The sequence below is a fragment of the Arthrobacter sp. Y3224055 genome (genome assembly GCF_059090825.1).
Window position 1 is genome coordinate 134831 of sequence record NZ_JBNHGB010000001.1, and the last position, 17072, is coordinate 151902.

Below are 17072 nucleotides of genomic sequence, written 5' to 3' on the forward strand. Positions count from 1 at the left end.
GCGGCAACCGATGTGGCGGAGCTAACGTGCGCGCCCGGCTCCGGGGCTTCCACCACCCCGGACCCCACGACGACGAAGGGGACCCTGCACGGGCAGGATCCCCTCCGGACGGGCGAGGCCCGACCAACAGCCGGCGGCGTGCGCTAGTGCTGGTGGTTGTGCCCGTCCTCTTCGGCCGGCTTCTCGACGACCAGGGTTTCGGTGGTCAGCACCAGTGCCGCGATCGAGGCCGCGTTGCGCAGCGCCGAGCGGGTCACCTTCACCGGGTCGATGATGCCCGCGGCGACGAGGTCCTCGTATTCGCCGGTGGCGGCGTTGAAGCCGTTATTGAGCTCCATGTCGCCCACCTTGGAGACAACGACCATGCCCTCGTGGCCGGCGTTCTCGGCGATCCAGCGCAGCGGCTGGGCCAGCGCGCGGCGGACCAGGCCGACGGCGGTGGCTGCGTCGCCCTCGAGCGCCAGCACGTTCGGGTCGGTGTCCAGAGCCTGGGCGGCGTGCACCAGGGCGGTGCCGCCGCCGGCCACGATGCCTTCTTCCAGGGCAGCGCGGGTGGAGGACACGGCGTCCTCGATCCGGTGCTTCTTCTCCTTCATTTCGACCTCGGTGGCAGCGCCGACCTTGATCACGCCGATGCCGCCGGACAGCTTGGCCAGCCGCTCCTGGAGCTTCTCGCGGTCCCAATCGGAATCGGTGCGCAGCACCTCCGCCTGCAACTGGGACACGCGGTCGGCCACGTCGGCCTCGGAGCCGGCGCCGTCAACAATGGTGGTGTTGTCCTTGGTGACGGTGATGCGGCGTGCCGTGCCCAGCACCTCGAGGCCCACCTGGTCCAGCTTCAGGCCGAGGTCCGCGGACACGACCTGGGCGCCGGTGAGCACCGCGATGTCCTGCAGCATGGCCTTGCGGCGGTCGCCAAAGCCCGGCGCCTTTACGGCGGCAACGTTGAGGGTGCCGCGGATCTTGTTGACCACCAGGGTGGACAGGGCCTCGCCGTCGATGTCTTCGGCGATGATGAACAGCGGCTTGTTGGCCTGCAGCACCTTTTCCAGCAGCGGCAGGAACTCCTGCACCGTGGAGATCTTGCCCTGGGAGATCAGGATCAGCGCGTCCTCGAGGACTGCCTCCTGGCGCTCCTGGTCGGTGACGAAGTACTGCGACAGCAGGCCCTTGTCGAACTGCATGCCCTCGGTGAGCACCAGTTCGGTCTCCATGCTGGAGCCCTCTTCGATGGTGATGACGCCGTCCTTGCCCACCTTGTCGAACGCTTCGGCCAGCAGTTTGCCGACCTCGGGGCTCTGGGCGGAGATGGTGGCGACCTCGGCGACCCTGCCTTCGACCTCGCGGGCGTTCTCCAGCAGGCGGGCGGCAACGGCCTCGACCGCTACCTCGATGCCGTGCTTGAGGGCCCCGGGGGCGGCGCCGGCGGCCACGTTGCGGAGGCCTTCCTTCACCAAGGCCTGGGCCAGGACGGTAGCCGTGGTGGTGCCGTCACCGGCAACATCGTTGGTCTTGGTGGCGACTTCCTTGGCCAACTGCGCGCCGAGGTTCTCGTACGGATCGTCGAGTTCCACCTCGCGGGCGATGGTCACGCCGTCGTTGGTGATGGTGGGGGCGCCCCACTTCTTGTCCAGGACCACGTTACGGCCACGCGGGCCGAGGGTGACCCGGACGGTATTGGCGAGCTTGTCGACGCCGGCTTCCAGCGCCTTGCGGGCGGCGTCGTTGAACTCCAACTGCTTTGCCATGAATTTGTTCCTTTCACGCAAAATGCCCCGGCTGCGCTGCTAGAGGAGGCAGCCGGGGCATTTCGGTTGTCCGTGATTCCGGCTGCGGGCGTCGACTGCGCGCGCCCGAGCCGCCGGACTCAGCTGATGGGCCTTACTTGGTGACGATGGCCAGCACGTCGCGGGCGGAGAGCACCAGGTACTCTTCCCCGCCGACCTTGACCTCGGTTCCGCCGTACTTCGAGTAGATGACGACGTCACCCTCGGCTACGTCAACGGGAACCCGGTTGCCATTGTCATCGACGCGGCCGGGGCCGATCGCGACAACTTTGCCTTCCTGCGGCTTTTCCTTGGCGGTGTCCGGAATGACCAGGCCGGAGGCCGTGGTCTGCTCTGCTTCGAGCGGCTGGACAACAATACGATCCTCAAGAGGCTTAATGGAGACCGACACTCGGCTCTCTCCTTTTCATGCGCTACGAATAGGTTGGCCAAGGAGATGTCTGCCGTCGTCGCGGTGCCGGCAGGCGGTTCCTTGTATTAGCACCCACACGGGGTGAGTGCTAACTGCGACTCTATGAGAAGGATTAGCACTCGGTCAAGGCGAGTGCCAGCGGCGGGCCCTCCGGCTTCCGTGGCCGCCGCCTATGTGACGAAGATCGGCTCTGCCGTCCACCGGCCAAGTTGCGTTAGGCTAACCTAACCCGGTAGCTTTCAAGCTGCGCGCAAATAGCAAACGTTTATGTTGCCTAATGCCGGTCCCCGCCCGGGACGGCGTTGACGAACAATGGAGAGTCAGTGAAAAAGCCCCTGAAGTCCGGCCTGGTGGCCATGACCGCAGCCGTTTCCATGCTCGCCCTGAGCGCCTGCGGCCAGCAGACCGACGCCGCGGCAGGCACCGGCGCCGAGACGATCAGCGTTGAGCACGCCTCCGGCACCACCGACGTGCCGGTGAACCCGGAGACGGTCTACACCTTCGATCTCGGGGTGCTGGACAGCCTCACCGCCCTGGGCGTCGAGGTCGACGGCGTCCCGGAGGCGGCCGTGTTCCCCGAATCGCTGGCGCAGTACGCCGGCGACGAATACACCAAGATCGGCTCCATGAAGGAACCCGACTTCGAGGCCATCAGCGAAGGCGCACCCGACCTGATCATCATCTCGGGCCGCACCGCCGAGGCCTACGGGGAGCTGAGCAAAATCGCCCCGACAATCGACCTGAGCGTGGACACCGCCGCTCCGATCGAGAGCTTCAAGGAAGTCTCCGCGACCCTCGGCGAGATCTTCGGCAAGGAAGCCGAAGTTGAAGAAAAGCTGGCGGCCATCGACACCCGGATCGAGGACACCAAGGCCGCAGCTGCCGACGCCGGCACCGGTTTGGTGCTGATGACGAGCGGCGGCGAGATGACGGCCTACGGCTCGGGGTCCCGCTTCGGCATCGTGCACGATGTCCTGGGCGTGCAGACGGCCGCGGATGTGAAGTCCGAGGGCCCGCACGGCGAGGCCATTTCGCACGAATTCGTCGCCGAGGCCAACCCGGACCACCTGTTCGTGATCGACCGCGACTCCGCCGTCGGCGAATCCGGGGAAGCCGCTGCGGCCGTCCTGGACAACGACCTGGTCAACGGCACCAGCGCCGCCAAGAACGACAGCATTACCTATCTGGACTCGGCCTCCTGGTACCTGGTGGGCTACGGCCTGAATAATACGGACGCCATGATCAGCGCCGTCCAGGCAGCCGTCACGAAGTAGCACCCGTACGGCCGCCGGCGTCCCGCCGGCGGCCTGCGCGGTGGCCCGACCCATGGCTTCCTCCACGATTTCCAGTCCGGCCCCGGCGGCAGCAGCCGCGACGGGACGCTCCCGCGCCCGCGGATCCGGTTCCCAGCTCGCCTGGGCGGCCACCGCCGTCGTCGTCCTGGCCATTGCCAGCATGTTTGTGGGCGTCAGCGATGTGTCGCTGCCTGCCCTGCTGGCCGGCGACCAGAAGGCCTGGGACATTTTCTGGATCAGCCGGCTGCCGCGCACCCTGTCGGTCATCCTGGCCGGCGCGGCGCTGGGGATTGCCGGGCTGATCATGCAGCTGATGGCGCGGAACAAATTCGTGGAGCCGTCCACCGTGGGCACCGTGGAGTCTGCCTCGCTGGGCATCCTGGTGGTCACGGTGGCGATCCCCGGTGCCACCCTGTTGGCCAAGATGTCCGTGGCGACCGTGTTCGCGGCCGCCGGGACCGGCCTGTTCCTGCTGGTGCTGCGCCGGATCCCGCTGCGCAACACGCTCATCGTGCCGCTGGTGGGCATCATGCTGGGCGGCGTCATCGCCGCGGTGACCACGTTCTTTGCCTACCGCTTTGACCTGCTGCAGACGCTGAACAGCTGGATGATCGGCGACTTCTCCGGCGTGCTCCGCGGCCGCTACGAGCTCCTCTGGATTGTCGCGCTGCTCGCGGTGATCGGCTACCTGTGCGCGGACCGCTTCACGATGGCCGGCATGGGGCAGGAATTTTCCACCAATCTGGGCCTGCACTACGGCCGGATCCTGACGCTCGGGCTGGTCATCGTCTCGCTGATCAGCGCCGTGGTGGTGGTCAACATCGGCGCCATTCCGTTCCTGGGGCTGGTGGTGCCCAACCTGGTGTCGCTGGCGTTCGGCGACAGCGCCCGCCGCGCGGTTCCCTGGGTCGCAGTCTTCGGTGCGGGCTTTGTGCTGCTGTGCGACATCATCGGCCGCACCATCCGCTACCCCTACGAAATCCCGGTGGGCGTGATCGTCTCCGCCGTCGGCAGCGCCGTCTTCCTCTACCTGCTGCTGAGGACCCGCAAGAATGGCTGATTCGGTACTTCCCGCCGCGCTGACGCATCGCAAGCGCCGCACCCTCACCACGGTCCGGCCGCGGACCTGGATTATTTTGTTGGGCCTGCTGACGGCCGCCCTCGTGGCGGTGTTCATGACCATCGACCTGCGCGGCAACCTCGGCTACATCCTGCCCCGGCGTGCCATCAAAGTCGGTTCGATGCTGCTTGTGGCGTACGCCGTGGGCGTGTCCACGGTGTTGTTCCAGACGGTGACCGCCAACCGGATTTTGACTCCGTCGATCATGGGCTTCGATGCCCTCTACATGCTGATCCAGACCGGGCTGACCTTCGCGATCGGCGGGCAGGCGCTGCTGAGCCTGGGCGCGCCGGTGCGCTTCGTGATCGAAGTGATGCTGATGGTGGGCTTCTCCTTCCTGATCTACCGCTGGCTGTTCACCGGCGGCGGCAAGAGCCTGCACCTGATGCTGCTGGTGGGCATCGTGTTCGGGACCATGTTCCGCGGCATCTCCTCGCTGCTGCAGCGGCTGATCGACCCGAGCGAATTCATCATCCTGCAGGACCTGTTCTTCGCCAGCTTCAACAACGTGGACGGCGTGCTGCTGGCCGTGTCCGCGGTGGCCGTGGCCGCGGCCACCGTCCCGGTCTGGCGGATGCGCCGGCAGCTGGACGTGCTGGCGCTGGGCCGGGACACGGCGCTGAACCTGGGCGTGGACCACCGGCGGGCCGTCACCACCGTCCTGATGCTGTGCGCCATCCTGGTGGCCGTATCCACCGCGCTGGTGGGACCGATCACGTTCTTTGGCCTGCTGGTGGCCAGCCTGGCCTACCTGCTGTGCTCGCACTTCCGGCACGTGTACGTGCTGCCCATCGCCGTGCTGCTGGGCGCCATCGCCCTGGTCGGCGGCCAGCTGGTCCTCGAGCAGGTGTTCAGTTTCGATACCGCGCTGAGCATCGTCATTGAATTCGCCGGCGGCATCCTGTTCATCGCCCTGCTGCTGAAAGGCTCCATCAAATGATCCACGTCTCCGGAGTCTCCAAGACCTACGGCACGCAGACCGTGGTGGACGACGTCAGCTGCTACATCAAGGACGGCGGCATCACCTCGATCATCGGGCCGAACGGCGCCGGCAAGTCCACGCTGCTGTCCATGGTTTCCCGGCTGCTGCCCATGGACGCCGGGGCGGTGACCATCGACGGGCTCGACGTCGGCAAGACCGCGGGCAAGGAACTGGCCCGCAAGATGGCCATCCTGCGCCAGGACAACCAGCTGACCGTCCGCCTGACCGTTCGGGACCTGGTGGGCTTCGGCCGTTTCCCGCACAACAACGGTCGGCCGGGCCCGGCCGACCTCGTCCAGATCGAGCAGGCGCTGGCGTACCTGGACCTGACGTCGATGGCGGACAAGTTCGTGGACGAACTCTCCGGCGGCCAGCGGCAGCGGGCGTTCATCGCCATGGTGCTGGCCCAGGACACCGATTACCTGCTGCTGGACGAACCGCTGAACAACCTGGACATGAAGCACTCGGTGGAGATGATGCGGCTGCTGCGCCGGCTGACCGATGAGCTGGGCAAGACCGTGGTGCTGGTCATCCACGACATCAACTTCGCGTCCTGCTACTCGGACTCGATCATCGCCATGCGCTCCGGCCGCCTGGTGCACCAGGGCCCGCCGGCGCAGATCATGCAGCCGGACGTGCTGCGCGACGTGTACGACATCGACATCCGCATCGAGGAGATCGAGGGCAACAGGATCGGCGTCTACTTCGCCTGACGCCGGACGGCGGAGTTGTTGCCGGCCACGGCCCCGGAGGGCCCGGCCGGCGAGGCCGGCAGGGCGTCAGACCACGGAGAAATCGCCGGGCAGCATGGTTCGCCCGGTCAGGGCCAGCAGCACCTGCGCTCCGTCGCCGCGTTCGGCGGCAATCTCCATGGCCAGCCGCCCGGCTTCCAGCTCCACGCCGCGCGGCAGCTCCGCCACCAGGCCGCAGGCCCGGGACAGGTCGAGCGTGTGCACCGCAAGTTCGAAGATCCGGGTGGGCAGGTAGTCACTGAAGCGCATCCCGCCGGCGGCCGTCTCGATGACCCGGTCCTCGGTCAGCGGCAGCGTGTTTTCCAGCTGCGCCAGCAGCCGGTCCACCATATCCACCGGGTGCGGGCCCAACTCCTTGCCGGCTGCCACGGCCCGTTCGGTGACGCCGGGATCATTGGCCAGTCCGGTGGCCAGGTAATAGTCCGCGGCCGATTCCACCTGGACAGTCTTGGCGGGGCGCCCCAGGTAGGTCAGCACCGTGGACAGCGCCCGGCTGGTATGTCCGGCGAGCGTCCGGACGCTCCAATCGTCCAGCCCGGGTGCGTTCCATGCGGTCGGCGGCACGTTTGCCAGCACCTCGCGGAAGTACCGGCCCGCGGACAGGAACGTTGCCGCCGATTCGATCATGCGCCCATGCTACGGCCGGCAGGCGGCCGCGACCAGCGTCCCCTTCGTCCTAACCGGTCCGGCCGGGAATGATTGCAGGAGTCGTTCAGGCGAGGCGCCGCAGCTCCGGCTTCCAGCCCGGGGCAGGTGCAGCGACGCCTGCGGCGACGTCATCCCAGAGGGCCTGCCAGCCCCGGTGTGCCCTGTTGCCGGCTTCGATCAGCTCGCCAAGTTCCGCTTCAATCTCGGCTTGGCAAGCGTCTGTATCAATGTCGTACCCGTCGATGGATGTGGACATTATGCACGCCTCCTCACAGTAAGCTTCCTTACCGACCCTACGGAGTCCCAGCATATCCCGCCATGGGGAGAACTACCCATCGCCGCTTTAAAGGCACGAATCGGCCGGTCCGCCTGCCTGCGTCGCCGCCTGAATCCGCTGCACTAGGCTTGAAACCATGGCACCCGAGACCCACGCCGAGAGCATTGCACCGATTCTCACTCCGGAAGGCTGGGAGCTGCTGAATTCGCTCGGCCCCTATTCCGAAGCGGAGAGCCTGCACACCGGCACCGAACTGCGCAAGGCCGGCCACTCCCCCGAACTGGTCTCAGCCGCCATGACACAGTCCCGCCTGCGTGCGAAGGCCAAGGCGAAGTTCGGTCCGTTCGCGGAGAAAATGCTGTTCACCACGGCGGGGCTGGAACAGGCCACGCGGCTGAACATCGCGGCCCTGCACGCGCGGCGGTTCCAGGCCGCCGGGGTGGAGCACGTCGCGGACCTGGGCTGTGGAATCGGCGCGGACGCCATGGCGCTGGCCAGCCTGGACCGCAGAGTCACCGCCGTGGAACGGGACGAGACCACCGCCGCGGTGGCCACCATCAACCTGATGCCGTGGCCGACCGCGACCGTGGTCAATGCCGATGCGGAGGGACTGGACCTCACCGGGATCGACGGCGTGTGGCTGGACCCGGCGCGGCGGACGACGACGGCCTCGGGCACCACCCGGATCTTCGACCCGGAGGCGTTTTCTCCGCCGCTGTCCTTCGTGGAGGGGCTGGCTGACCGGGGAATGCCGGTCGGGGTCAAGCTCGGCCCGGGGATTCCCCATGAGGCGCTGCCCGACAACTGCGAGGCCCAATGGGTATCCGTCGACGGCGAGGTGGTCGAGGCGGCGCTGTGGTTCAACCGGCTGGCGCGGCCGGGCATCCGGCGGGCGGCATTGGTCACCGGAGCCGGCGGCGCCGCCGAGCTGACCAGCGCCGTCGGCTACGACCCGGCCAACCAGGACGTGGCGATCGGACCGGCGGCGGGGTACCTGTACGAGCCCGACGGCGCCGTGATCCGCGCCGGGCTGGTGGCCGACCTGGCCCGCGGGCTGGGCGGGCACCTGCTGGATGAGCACATCGCCTACATCTGCGCCCCGCAGCTGCAGCCATCGCCGTTCGCCCGGGCGTACCGGGTGCTGGAGGTCAAGCCGTACAACGTCAAGAAGCTCAAGGCCTGGGTGAAGGCGAGCCGGATCGGCACGCTGGAGATCAAGAAGCGCGGCACGTCGGTTGCACCGGACGAGCTGCGCAAGACCCTGTTGACCGGTTCCGGCAAGGGGCCGAACAAGGCGACCCTGGTGCTGACGAGGGTCGGCGAGGACCGGATCGCCATCGTCGTCGAGCCCGTTCCCGCCGCCGGCGCCCGCAGCCGCGAGCGCAGCGCCAGGCCCTGACGCACTAGAATCAAGCTGTGTCTGGCCCCGCGGCCCCAGCAGACGCATACCTCCGGCGGCAGCCGGTCCAGCCAAAGACGGAGCAACGTTTGTACATCGATTTCGCACGGTCCGCCCAATCCTCCCTCGGGGTTGAGTGGGAGCTGGCGCTGGTGGATGCCCAGACCGGCGAACTGGTCTCGGTGGCCGAGCAGGTGCTGGACGCCGTCCGCGCCGGGCATCCGGAGCTGCGGGACGATGACGAGCACCCGCACGTGAAGCAAGAGCTGCTGCTGAACACCGTGGAGCTGGTCACCGGCGTCTGCAACACCGTCCGCGAGGCCAAAGCGGACCTGAGCAGCGCCCTGGCGGCCGTCCGCGACGTCACCGACCCGATGGGGGTGGAGCTTTTCTGCGCGGGCAGCCATCCGTTTGCCGCGCCGCGGTTGCAGCCGGTCACCGACAAGGAACGGTACGCCAAGCTGATCGACCGTACCCAGTGGTGGGGGCACCAGATGGTGATTTACGGCGTGCACGTGCACGTGGGCCTGGACCACCGGGACAAGGCCCTGCCGGTGTTGGACGGGCTCGTCAACTATTTCCCGCACTTCCAGGCGATCTCCGCCTCCTCCCCCTTCTGGGCGGGAGAGGACACCGGCTACGCCTCGCAGCGCGCGCTGATGTTCCAGCAGCTGCCCACCGCGGGGCTGCCGTTCCAGTTCCCCAGCTGGGCGGTGTACGAGGATTACGTCGAGGACATGTTCACCACCGGGGTGATCGACACGATCAGCGAGATCCGCTGGGACATCCGGCCGGTTCCCGCGCTGGGCACCATCGAGATGCGGGTGTGCGACGGGCTGTCCACCCTGCAGGACGTCGGGGCCGTGGCCGCGCTGACGCAATGCCTGGTGGACGAGTTCTCCACCGCCCTGGACAACGGCTGGGCCATCCCCACCATGCCGCCGTGGCACGTGCAGGAGAACAAGTGGCGTGCCGCCCGCTACGGCATGGACGCCATCATCATCCTCAACGCCGCCGGCAAGGAAATGCCGGTCACGGAGCACCTGCGCGAACACGTGCTGAACCGGCTGGAACCGGTCGCCCGAAAGCTTGGCTGCAGCGACGAACTGGCAGACGTGGAGAAGATCCTCGAAGCCGGCGCCGGCTACCAGCGCCAGCGCAGGGTTGCCGCGGAACACGGCGGCGACCTGCGCGCCGTCGTCCTCGACGTGGTCAGCCAGCTTCGCGGGAGCAACTGAGAGCCGGAAACCGGTCCCGTTTGGTCCCGAACAGGCGTAGGCTCTGCCCCAGGGAATACAGAGCCGGATGCGGGAAAGGGCTGGGCATGGCCGGGGACAAGCACGCTGACGACGAGGCGCTGTACCAGGCGGACGCCCCGGATCCGGAGCAGGATTCCGACGCGCCGCCGCACGCCGGCTCGGCCGGCCTGGCTGCCGCCATCGAACCGGACGTCGACCGCGGGCCCGAGGACCGGGCGGAAGACGGGGACAAGGAACCGGCCTCCCCGCGGGACCCGGAAGACGGCGCCTAGGACCGGCCACGCCGGTCTCCGGCAACACGGTCTCCCGGGCGGGGGCCTCCCGGACGCCTGAGGGCCTTGACCGTTGCTTGCCGGGCGTGTGAAGCTTGCGGGCACTCGACTATCCGCTTCCCCCAGGAGGCACCGATGAGAGCCATGGTGTACCGCGGGCCCTACAAGACCCGGGTAGAAGAAAAAGACATTCCCGCCATTGAACACCCCAACGATGCCATAGTCCGGGTGACGCTGGCCGGTATCTGCGGCTCGGACCTGCACCTTTACCACGGCATGATGCCCGATACCCGGGTCGGGATGACCTTCGGCCACGAGTTCATCGGCGTGGTCCACGAGGTGGGGCCGTCGGTCCGGAACCTCGCACCCGGCGACCGGGTCATGGTGCCGTTCAACGTGTACTGCGGTTCCTGTTACTTCTGCGCGCGGGGCCTGTACTCCAACTGCCACAACGTGAATCCGAATGCCACGGCGGTGGGCGCCATCTACGGCTACTCCCACACCTGCGGAGGCTACGACGGCGGCCAGGCCGAATACGTCCGGGTGCCCTTCGCCGACGTCGGCCCCGCCCTGATCCCGGACTGGATGGACGACGAGGACGCCGTGATGCTCACCGACGCCCTGCCCACCGGCTACTTCGGGGCGCAGTTGGGCGACATCGTCGAAGGCGACACCGTGGTGGTGTTCGGGGCAGGACCGGTGGGGTTGTTTGCCGCAAAGTCCGCCTGGCTCATGGGAGCAGGGCGCGTGATCGTCATCGACCACCTGGAGTACCGGCTGGAGATGGCCCGTTCCTTCGCGCAGGCGGAGACCTACAACTTCGTCGAGCATGACGACATCGTGGTGCACCTGAAGAAGGTGACGGATGATCTGGGGGCGGACGTGGCGATCGACGCCGTGGGCGCCGAGGCGGACGGCAACCTGACCCAGCACCTCACCTCCGCCAAGTTCAAGCTGCAGGGCGGCTCGCCCGTCGCCCTGAACTGGGCCATCGATTCGGTCCGCAAGGGCGGGACCATTTCCGTGATGGGCGCCTACGGTCCGATGTTCAGCGCGGTGAAGTTCGGGGACGCCCTGAACAAAGGGTTGACGCTGCGGATGAACCAATGCCCGGTCAAGCGCCAGTGGCCGCGGCTGTTCGAGCACATCCGCAACGGTTACCTGAAACCCAACGACATCGTTACCCACCGCATACCGCTGGAGCATATCTCCGACGGTTATCACATTTTCTCGTCGAAACTCGATGGCTGCATCAAGCCGCTCATCGTGCCCGATGCCGGCTAGGAGACCCCCGATGCCCTACAGAGCCGAAAAACCCGAGCGCAGGCATACCAGCGAAGAACTCCGCGCCCGGATCCCGGGCTGGGGTGCCGACCTGGATCCGAAGGACCGTCCGGCCGTGCCGAAGGAACGCTTCGATCCCGGAGCCACCGGCGCACACTGGGACTTTCCCGACCGCCAGGAGGAGAAATGGTCGCGCGAGCGATCCCTTGAGCACCGCATGCTGACGCCCGTCTTCGGCACGTCGACGCCGCCCAAGGGACTCTCGGGCGCCCTGCGGCGGTACTCCTACCGGAAGTACAGCGAGGCGCGGGCGGCCCACTGGGTGATCCTGCTGGCCGCCGACCGGGTCGATGCCTGGGAAAGCCACCTCCGCTCCTTCGCGACCCTGCGTCCGGACAATCCCGTCACCGAATCCGGTGTGCGCAGCGAGTTCAGCCATCACGGGCTGGCCTCCCGGACCGGGGCTAAGCGTGCCGACCTGAGCCACCAGTGGCTCGACCCGGTCATCGTGGCCGGTCCCTGGCTGGCGGCAGGCGGCCTGGCAGCGCTGGCGGCCAGGGGCCTGGCCCGGCGCCTGCGCGCCTGAACGGGAAGATCCCGCGGCGTCTACTTGACGAGCTGCAGCAGTTCCTGGTTGTCGGCGAAGACCTCCGCGGCGTTCTCCTTGGTGACCGGCTCCGCTTCGGTCAGGTAGGCGGCCACGCTGGTTTGCGCGTTGCCGTAAAACTCTTCCTCGTCGGCCTCGGGTGCATCGTCCTGCGCGAACCCTTTGACGACCGTCAGGGCCTCCCCCACCATGGCCGCTGGGTCGGCGTAGGTGGTGGCGTACTGCTTGCCGGCCATGATTGATTCCACGGCTTCCGGGGCGGATCCGCTGCCGACGACGACGGCGGAGTCCTGCCCGCCGTCTTCGGCGGCCCGGATGAGGGCCTGGGCGGTGGCGTCATCGGCGGCCAGGATGCCGTGCACGTCGTCGGAGGCATATTCCTCCTGCAACAGGCCGGCCAGCCGTTCTGCCGCCGCATCCGGGTTTTTGCCGGCGGTTGCCTCGAAATCCGTCTGCCCGGACAGCACGGCCACGGTGCCGTCGTCGATCTTGGGCTGCAGCACGCTCATGGCTCCGTCGAACGCCAGGCGCGCGCCGCCGTCGTCCGGGTGGCCGCTGAACAGCTCGACGTTGTAGGGTCCTTCGCCCTGCCGTTCGGCCAGCCCATCGAGCAGTGCCTGGGCCTGGAGCTCACCGGTTTGGAAGGCATCCGCGCCCACCAGGTAGCCGACCGCGCCGGTGCCCATGACCATGGTGCCGAATGCGATGACCGGGATTTGCGCCTCCTGCGCCGCGGCCAACTGCTCCCCCAGGCCTGCCGGGTCTGCCGGGTCCACGATCAGCACCTCCGGTTCACCCTCGAGCATGGTGCTGATTTGTTGCTGCTGTTCAGCGGCGGTTTCGGCAACCTGGACATTCGGTTCAAAGTTCGAGCCCTCGATCTGTTCGGTGAACAGCGCTTCGGCGTACGCGGTGTCGGCGGAGAGGGACACGCCGATCAAGGAGCCGCTCTCGAACCCTCCGGCGCCTCCCGCTTCCGGCCCCTCCCCCGTCTCTTCACCCGTGCGGGAACAGGACGTCAGCAAAAGCGCCGCCGTGACGGCCACCGCCGCCGGCAGTTTCATTCGTCCGGCTAATGAACCCATGACGTTGACCTCCGTCGTTCCGCCGTCCGACCGGATGGGAGAGTTGTGAGGAGGGGCCGGCGTGCCCCGCCGTGATTTCAGCCTAGGACCCCGCCGCGGATTGGGATAGACGGTGTGCGGCCTGCGCGGCGGGCGCGGGCCGGATCGCCCTAGAGGTGCACGCTGGTGACCGGCATGGACGAATCCGGAGCGAATTCGAGGCCGGAGGGCCTGCCGCCGGCCATAACCACCTGGGCGCCGAGCGCGGCGACCATCGCCCCGTTGTCCGTGCACAGGGAAACCGGCGGCACCCGCAGGGTGATGCCGTGCTCCGCACAGCGTTCCTCGGTCAGCGCCCGCAGCCGCGAGTTCGCCGCAACGCCGCCGCCGAGCAGCAGGTTGGTAACGCCGTTCTCGGTGCAGGCCAGCATCGCCTTCGCGGTGATGACGTCCGCCACGGCTTCCTGGAAGGACGCGGCGATGTCGGCCACCGGCAGGGGTTCCCCGGCGGCCTCGAACTGCTCCACGCAGCGGGCCACGGCCGTCTTCAGGCCGGAGAAGGACCAGTCATAGCGGTGCGGGCCGGGGGCCTCGGCCGAGCCCATGTATTTGGGCTGGCTCAGTCCGCGGGGGAACCGGATGCGCCCCGGGTCGCCCTCCCGCGCCAGTTTGTCGATCGCCGGGCCGCCGGGATAGCCCAGGCCCAGGATGCGGGCCACCTTGTCGTAGGCTTCACCCGCCGCGTCGTCGATGGTGGAGCCGAGCAGTTCGACGTCGTCGGTCAGCGAGCGCACGCGCAGGATCTCCGTGTGTCCGCCGGAGACCAGCAGCGCGCCCAGGTTCTCCGGCAGCGCTCCCCCGTCCAGCACGCCGACGCCCACATGGGCGACCAGGTGGTTGATGGCGTACAGCGGCTTGCCGGTGGCCAGCGCCAGGGCCTTGGCCGCGCACACCCCGACCATCAGGGCGCCGGCCAGCCCGGGGCCGGAGGTCACCGCGAGCGCGTCCACTTCGCCGAGGGTGACCCCGGCCGTGTCCAGCGCCTGTTCCAGCGTGGGGATGAAGGCATCGAGGTGGGCGCGGGAGGCTATTTCCGGGATCACTCCGCCGAAGCGCACGTGTTCCTCCATCGAGGAGGACACCGTGTTGGCCAGGAGCGTATCCCCGCGGACGATGCCCACGCCCGTTTCGTCGCAGGAGGACTCGATGCCCACCACCAGCGGTTCGGTGCGGTTCATGGCGTGTCCTCCGTCGTCTCGGGTTCGTGGTTTGTCCGGCCGGTCCCGGTGCCGCCGTCGGTGCCGGTGCCGCTGTCGGTGCCGGTTTGGGCATCGGTGCCGGGAGCACCTGCCCAGTCCTTGAGGCGCAGCCGCATGATCAGGGCATCAACGCCGCCCCGGTAGTAGCGCGGGCGCACATGGATCTGCTCGAAGCCGAACCAGCGGTAGAGCCGCTGCGCCCGGGGGTTGTCCGCGCGCACTTCCAGCAAGACGTCGTCGGCCCGCTGGCTGCGTGCCAGGTCGATCAGCAGGGTCAGCAACGTGGTGCCGATGCCTTGCCCCTCGCGCTCGGGGACCACCGCAATGGTCTGCACATCGGCGATCGGCCGCACGCACATCAGCCCGGCGTAGCCGATCACCGTGCCGAGCGCGTCCTCGGCCACGAAGTAGCTGCGGGTGTCCTGTGCCAGTTCCTCGTAAAACATTTCCGTCGGCCACGCGTCGTCCGGGAACAGCTTCCGTTCCAGCGCGTCCACGGCCGGCACGTCGGCCTCGGTCATCGGCCGGATGCCGCCCGCCGGCCGCGGCGTGCGGGCGGTCACAGGGCGCGCTTCCGCGGACCGGGAACCTTGGCATCGGACTCGCGCAGGTACAGCGGCGTGGTATCCGGCAGGGCAAGCCCCTTGTCCAGGCGGGCGACGGCGGTGCGGCCCAGCGCTTCGGCGGTCGGCTGGGTGCCGCTGTACTCGGTGACGGCCAGCAGTTGATCCGGATACAGCCCGGCACCCATGCCGTAGGCGGGCAGGCGCGGAACGTCCGAGGGCGCGCCGACATGCGGGCCGTCGAGCAGTTCGTGCGTGCCGCCGGTACTGCGGTAGCGCGCCCAGTACACTTCCTTGCGCCGGGCGTCGGTGGCCACCACGAACTCGTCCACGCCGGCGCGCCACGCGTCCGGAGCGGCGTCCACGGCGATGGCGTCCAGGCTCATCGCCCCGTGCAGCGGCTTGCCCCAGGCGAAGGCCAGCGCCCGCGCGGTGGCGATGCCGGAGCGCAGGCCGGTGAACGGTCCCGGGCCCACACCCACCACCAACGCGTCGAGTTCGGCGCCGGTGACGTCCGCCGTCGTCATGATTTTGCTGATCCCGAGGGCCAGCACCTCGGCATGGGTGCGCGTGTCCTCGGTGGCGAACGCGGCCAGGGTCTCTCCTTGTCCGGCCAGCAACGCGGCGCTGGCGATGGCGGAGGTATCAATGGAGAGAATGAGCACGCATCAATTTTACTTGAGGCACGCGGGGTGCCTGTCGGGCGCCGATCAGGAGGCGCCGCACCGCGGCCGGGACAGGGTTAGGGCCCCTCGGCGGCCGCGCAGGCGGGCCATGTTGGGCGGCGCTCACGCCTGCGGTGTGCCGGCTTCCTGCGGCGTGCCGGCGATGTTGACCAGCCACTGGATGCCGAACCTGTCCGTGCACATGCCGAAGGTGTCGCCCCAGGGCGCTTTTTGCAACGGCTCCGTGACGTCGGCGCCGTCGATCAGCTTTTCCCAGTAGCCGCGCAGTTCGGCCTCGTTGTCGCCGCTGAGCGAGAGCGAGTGGCTGGACCCGGGGGTGTATTCCATGCTGGCGGGGGTGTCCGCTGCCATGAGCACCAGCCCGCGCTCGGTGGACAGTTGCGAGTGCATGATCTTGTCGGTCTCCGCCGGGTCGTCGCTGGCCTGGAAATCGCCGAAGGTGTTCAGCGTCAATTCGCCGCCGAACACCGACTGGTAGAACGTCATGGCTTCCCTGGCCTGGTCGCGGAATCCCAGGTACGGGTTCAGCTTGGTCTCCATGGCGGGCCTCCTCGTGGTCTGATGACGCCATCGATTATGGACCTGCGCCAGGGGGCCGTGAAGACCGCGGGCTCCCCGAGGTCCCCGTCCGGCTGAATTCACCCGCGCCGATGAAACGGCGGTGCCCGCAGGCCCGGCGGCGCCTCCGCAACCGGCGCGACGGGAACATCCGCTGCGGGTCAGGCAAAGATGTACGCGGCCCAGCGCGGCCCGTAGGCGGCCATGCGGATCAGCCGCGGCTCGCCGTCGTCGGGCTCGTCAAAGTCGAGCACGACGCCGGTGCTCCGCTGCGCTTCCGCGGCGCCACCCCCGGCGGCCTGCACGGCGGCGTCGCCCGGCACGGCGGCACCCGGTGCCGCACCCAGCCGCCCGTCCTGCGCTCCCTCGGCTGGCCGCTTTGCCAGGTCTGCCCCGGTGGCCCGGACCAGCGAAATGTCCAACCAGCTCTCGGAGAGGTGCTCCACCCGGCCGCGGCCCCACTCGACCACGGTCACGGCCTGGTCCATGGTGTTTTCCAGGTCGATGTCGTCGATCTCCCCGTCCGACTGCAGCCGGTAGGCATCCACGTGGACCAAATCCGGCCCGCCGTTCATGCTGGGGTGGCTGCGGACCAGCACGAAGGTGGGGGAAATGATGCCGGGACGGACGCCGAGTCCTTCTCCCAGCCCCTGGGTGAAGGTGGTCTTGCCCGCCCCCAGCCCGCCGCTAAGCACCACCAGGTCGCCTGCCCGCAAAATCCTGCCCAGCCGGGCGGCGAGCGCCTGCGTTTCCTCGGCCGAGCCCACGTGGAACTCGCGCTCCCACACCGGCGCGGCCGGTTGCTGCTGCGTCATGGCAGGTGCTCCCCCTGTCCGGTCGGTGTCATC

Annotated in this window: 19 protein-coding genes; 9 read left to right on the forward strand and 10 right to left on the reverse strand. The window is 68.3% G+C overall.

The window, feature by feature from the left end; all coding sequences use genetic code 11:
* Positions 1–143: 143 nt before the first annotated feature.
* Both groL and groES read right to left on the reverse strand, forming a co-directional pair.
* Complete coding sequence (gene groL, locus AC5RTY_RS00600) at positions 144–1748, reverse strand: chaperonin GroEL (RefSeq protein ID WP_494000393.1); 1605 nt, start codon at positions 1746–1748, stop codon at positions 144–146.
* A gap of 133 nt (positions 1749–1881) precedes the next feature.
* Positions 1882–2178 (reverse strand): co-chaperone GroES, encoded by a 297-nt coding sequence (groES, locus tag AC5RTY_RS00605; RefSeq protein WP_127511177.1) that lies wholly within the window; start codon positions 2176–2178, stop codon positions 1882–1884.
* 344 nt (positions 2179–2522) lie between these two features.
* Between groES and AC5RTY_RS00610 the strand changes: the two genes are divergently transcribed.
* From AC5RTY_RS00610 to AC5RTY_RS00625, 4 genes are read left to right on the forward strand one after another with little or no spacing between them, the layout of a single operon-like run.
* Positions 2523–3473 carry a siderophore ABC transporter substrate-binding protein gene (locus AC5RTY_RS00610; RefSeq protein ID WP_494000394.1) on the forward strand — a complete coding sequence of 317 codons (951 nt, stop codon included), beginning with the start codon at positions 2523–2525 and terminating at the stop codon, positions 3471–3473.
* Between the two features lie 52 nt (positions 3474–3525).
* Positions 3526–4554 carry an ABC transporter permease gene (locus tag AC5RTY_RS00615; RefSeq protein ID WP_494049579.1) on the forward strand — a complete coding sequence of 343 codons (1029 nt, stop codon included), beginning with the start codon at positions 3526–3528 and terminating at the stop codon, positions 4552–4554.
* Positions 4547–5554, forward strand: a complete 1008-nt coding sequence (locus AC5RTY_RS00620; protein ID WP_494049578.1) for an iron chelate uptake ABC transporter family permease subunit — start codon at positions 4547–4549, stop codon at positions 5552–5554. The genes AC5RTY_RS00615 and AC5RTY_RS00620 overlap by 8 nt, the downstream gene beginning before the upstream one ends.
* Positions 5551–6309, forward strand: a complete 759-nt coding sequence (locus AC5RTY_RS00625; RefSeq protein WP_493979500.1) for an iron ABC transporter ATP-binding protein — start codon at positions 5551–5553, stop codon at positions 6307–6309. The genes AC5RTY_RS00620 and AC5RTY_RS00625 overlap by 4 nt, the downstream gene beginning before the upstream one ends.
* Before the next feature lie 66 nt (positions 6310–6375).
* On the opposite strand, the gene AC5RTY_RS00630 is transcribed toward AC5RTY_RS00625, so the two are convergent.
* Positions 6376–6975 carry a maleylpyruvate isomerase N-terminal domain-containing protein gene (locus AC5RTY_RS00630; RefSeq protein ID WP_494000397.1) on the reverse strand — a complete coding sequence of 200 codons (600 nt, stop codon included), beginning with the start codon at positions 6973–6975 and terminating at the stop codon, positions 6376–6378.
* An 85-nt stretch (positions 6976–7060) separates the two neighbouring features.
* Positions 7061–7252: a hypothetical protein gene (locus AC5RTY_RS00635; RefSeq protein ID WP_494049577.1), complete on the reverse strand. Its 192-nt coding sequence runs from the start codon at positions 7250–7252 to the stop codon at positions 7061–7063.
* 157 nt (positions 7253–7409) lie between these two features.
* Between AC5RTY_RS00635 and AC5RTY_RS00640 the strand changes: the two genes are divergently transcribed.
* From AC5RTY_RS00640 to AC5RTY_RS00660, 5 genes are all read left to right on the forward strand, one after another.
* On the forward strand, positions 7410–8672 hold the full coding sequence (locus AC5RTY_RS00640) for a THUMP-like domain-containing protein (RefSeq protein WP_494049576.1): 1263 nt from the start codon (positions 7410–7412) through the stop codon (positions 8670–8672).
* Positions 8673–8761: 89 nt separating this feature from the next.
* A complete protein-coding gene (locus tag AC5RTY_RS00645) occupies positions 8762–9910 on the forward strand; it encodes a glutamate--cysteine ligase (RefSeq protein ID WP_494000400.1) in 1149 nt (382 codons plus the stop codon).
* An 86-nt stretch (positions 9911–9996) separates the two neighbouring features.
* The gene (locus AC5RTY_RS00650) at positions 9997–10203 is read left to right on the forward strand and encodes a hypothetical protein (RefSeq protein WP_494000401.1); all 207 of its coding nucleotides are present in this window, start codon (positions 9997–9999) and stop codon (positions 10201–10203) included.
* Positions 10204–10338: 135 nt separating this feature from the next.
* Positions 10339–11487, forward strand: coding sequence for a zinc-dependent alcohol dehydrogenase (locus tag AC5RTY_RS00655; RefSeq protein ID WP_494049575.1), 1149 nt, complete (start codon positions 10339–10341; stop codon positions 11485–11487).
* 10 nt (positions 11488–11497) lie between these two features.
* The gene (locus AC5RTY_RS00660) at positions 11498–12073 is read left to right on the forward strand and encodes a hypothetical protein (RefSeq protein WP_494138801.1); all 576 of its coding nucleotides are present in this window, start codon (positions 11498–11500) and stop codon (positions 12071–12073) included.
* Between the two features lie 20 nt (positions 12074–12093).
* Here AC5RTY_RS00660 and AC5RTY_RS00665 read toward each other — a convergent pair whose 3' ends face one another.
* From AC5RTY_RS00665 to tsaE, 6 genes are all read right to left on the reverse strand, one after another.
* Entirely contained in the window at positions 12094–13179 is a 1086-nt protein-coding gene (locus AC5RTY_RS00665; RefSeq protein WP_494049574.1) for a substrate-binding domain-containing protein, read from the reverse strand.
* 149 nt (positions 13180–13328) lie between these two features.
* Entirely contained in the window at positions 13329–14396 is a 1068-nt protein-coding gene (gene tsaD, locus AC5RTY_RS00670) for a tRNA (adenosine(37)-N6)-threonylcarbamoyltransferase complex transferase subunit TsaD (RefSeq protein ID WP_494049573.1), read from the reverse strand.
* On the reverse strand, positions 14393–14938 hold the full coding sequence (rimI, locus tag AC5RTY_RS00675) for a ribosomal protein S18-alanine N-acetyltransferase (protein ID WP_494050092.1): 546 nt from the start codon (positions 14936–14938) through the stop codon (positions 14393–14395). Before rimI ends, tsaD begins: the two co-directional genes overlap by 4 nt.
* 38 nt (positions 14939–14976) lie before the next feature.
* Positions 14977–15645, reverse strand: coding sequence for a tRNA (adenosine(37)-N6)-threonylcarbamoyltransferase complex dimerization subunit type 1 TsaB (tsaB, locus tag AC5RTY_RS00680; protein ID WP_494049572.1), 669 nt, complete (start codon positions 15643–15645; stop codon positions 14977–14979).
* Positions 15646–15768: 123 nt separating this feature from the next.
* Positions 15769–16206 (reverse strand): VOC family protein, encoded by a 438-nt coding sequence (locus AC5RTY_RS00685; RefSeq protein WP_494012659.1) that lies wholly within the window; start codon positions 16204–16206, stop codon positions 15769–15771.
* Positions 16207–16385: 179 nt separating this feature from the next.
* Positions 16386–17039 (reverse strand): tRNA (adenosine(37)-N6)-threonylcarbamoyltransferase complex ATPase subunit type 1 TsaE, encoded by a 654-nt coding sequence (tsaE, locus tag AC5RTY_RS00690; protein WP_494138802.1) that lies wholly within the window; start codon positions 17037–17039, stop codon positions 16386–16388.
* Positions 17040–17072: the final 33 nt, after the last annotated feature.

What these genes read in the sequence shown, in the direction of transcription:
- groL (WP_494000393.1), bottom strand. Translation starts at nt 1,748, where the DNA reads ATGGCAAAGCAGTTGGAGTTCAACGACGCCGCCCGCAAGGCGCTGGAA.
- AC5RTY_RS00615 (WP_494049579.1), top strand. Translation starts at nt 3,526, where the DNA reads ATGGCTTCCTCCACGATTTCCAGTCCGGCCCCGGCGGCAGCAGCCGCG.
- AC5RTY_RS00620 (WP_494049578.1), top strand. Translation starts at nt 4,547, where the DNA reads ATGGCTGATTCGGTACTTCCCGCCGCGCTGACGCATCGCAAGCGCCGC.
- AC5RTY_RS00625 (WP_493979500.1), top strand. Translation starts at nt 5,551, where the DNA reads ATGATCCACGTCTCCGGAGTCTCCAAGACCTACGGCACGCAGACCGTG.
- AC5RTY_RS00630 (WP_494000397.1), bottom strand. Translation starts at nt 6,975, where the DNA reads ATGATCGAATCGGCGGCAACGTTCCTGTCCGCGGGCCGGTACTTCCGC.
- AC5RTY_RS00635 (WP_494049577.1), bottom strand. Translation starts at nt 7,252, where the DNA reads ATGTCCACATCCATCGACGGGTACGACATTGATACAGACGCTTGCCAA.
- AC5RTY_RS00640 (WP_494049576.1), top strand. Translation starts at nt 7,410, where the DNA reads ATGGCACCCGAGACCCACGCCGAGAGCATTGCACCGATTCTCACTCCG.
- AC5RTY_RS00650 (WP_494000401.1), top strand. Translation starts at nt 9,997, where the DNA reads ATGGCCGGGGACAAGCACGCTGACGACGAGGCGCTGTACCAGGCGGAC.
- AC5RTY_RS00655 (WP_494049575.1), top strand. Translation starts at nt 10,339, where the DNA reads ATGAGAGCCATGGTGTACCGCGGGCCCTACAAGACCCGGGTAGAAGAA.
- AC5RTY_RS00660 (WP_494138801.1), top strand. Translation starts at nt 11,498, where the DNA reads ATGCCCTACAGAGCCGAAAAACCCGAGCGCAGGCATACCAGCGAAGAA.
- AC5RTY_RS00665 (WP_494049574.1), bottom strand. Translation starts at nt 13,179, where the DNA reads ATGGGTTCATTAGCCGGACGAATGAAACTGCCGGCGGCGGTGGCCGTC.
- tsaD (WP_494049573.1), bottom strand. Translation starts at nt 14,396, where the DNA reads ATGAACCGCACCGAACCGCTGGTGGTGGGCATCGAGTCCTCCTGCGAC.
- rimI (WP_494050092.1), bottom strand. Translation starts at nt 14,938, where the DNA reads ATGACCGAGGCCGACGTGCCGGCCGTGGACGCGCTGGAACGGAAGCTG.
- AC5RTY_RS00685 (WP_494012659.1), bottom strand. Translation starts at nt 16,206, where the DNA reads ATGGAGACCAAGCTGAACCCGTACCTGGGATTCCGCGACCAGGCCAGG.
- tsaE (WP_494138802.1), bottom strand. Translation starts at nt 17,039, where the DNA reads ATGACGCAGCAGCAACCGGCCGCGCCGGTGTGGGAGCGCGAGTTCCAC.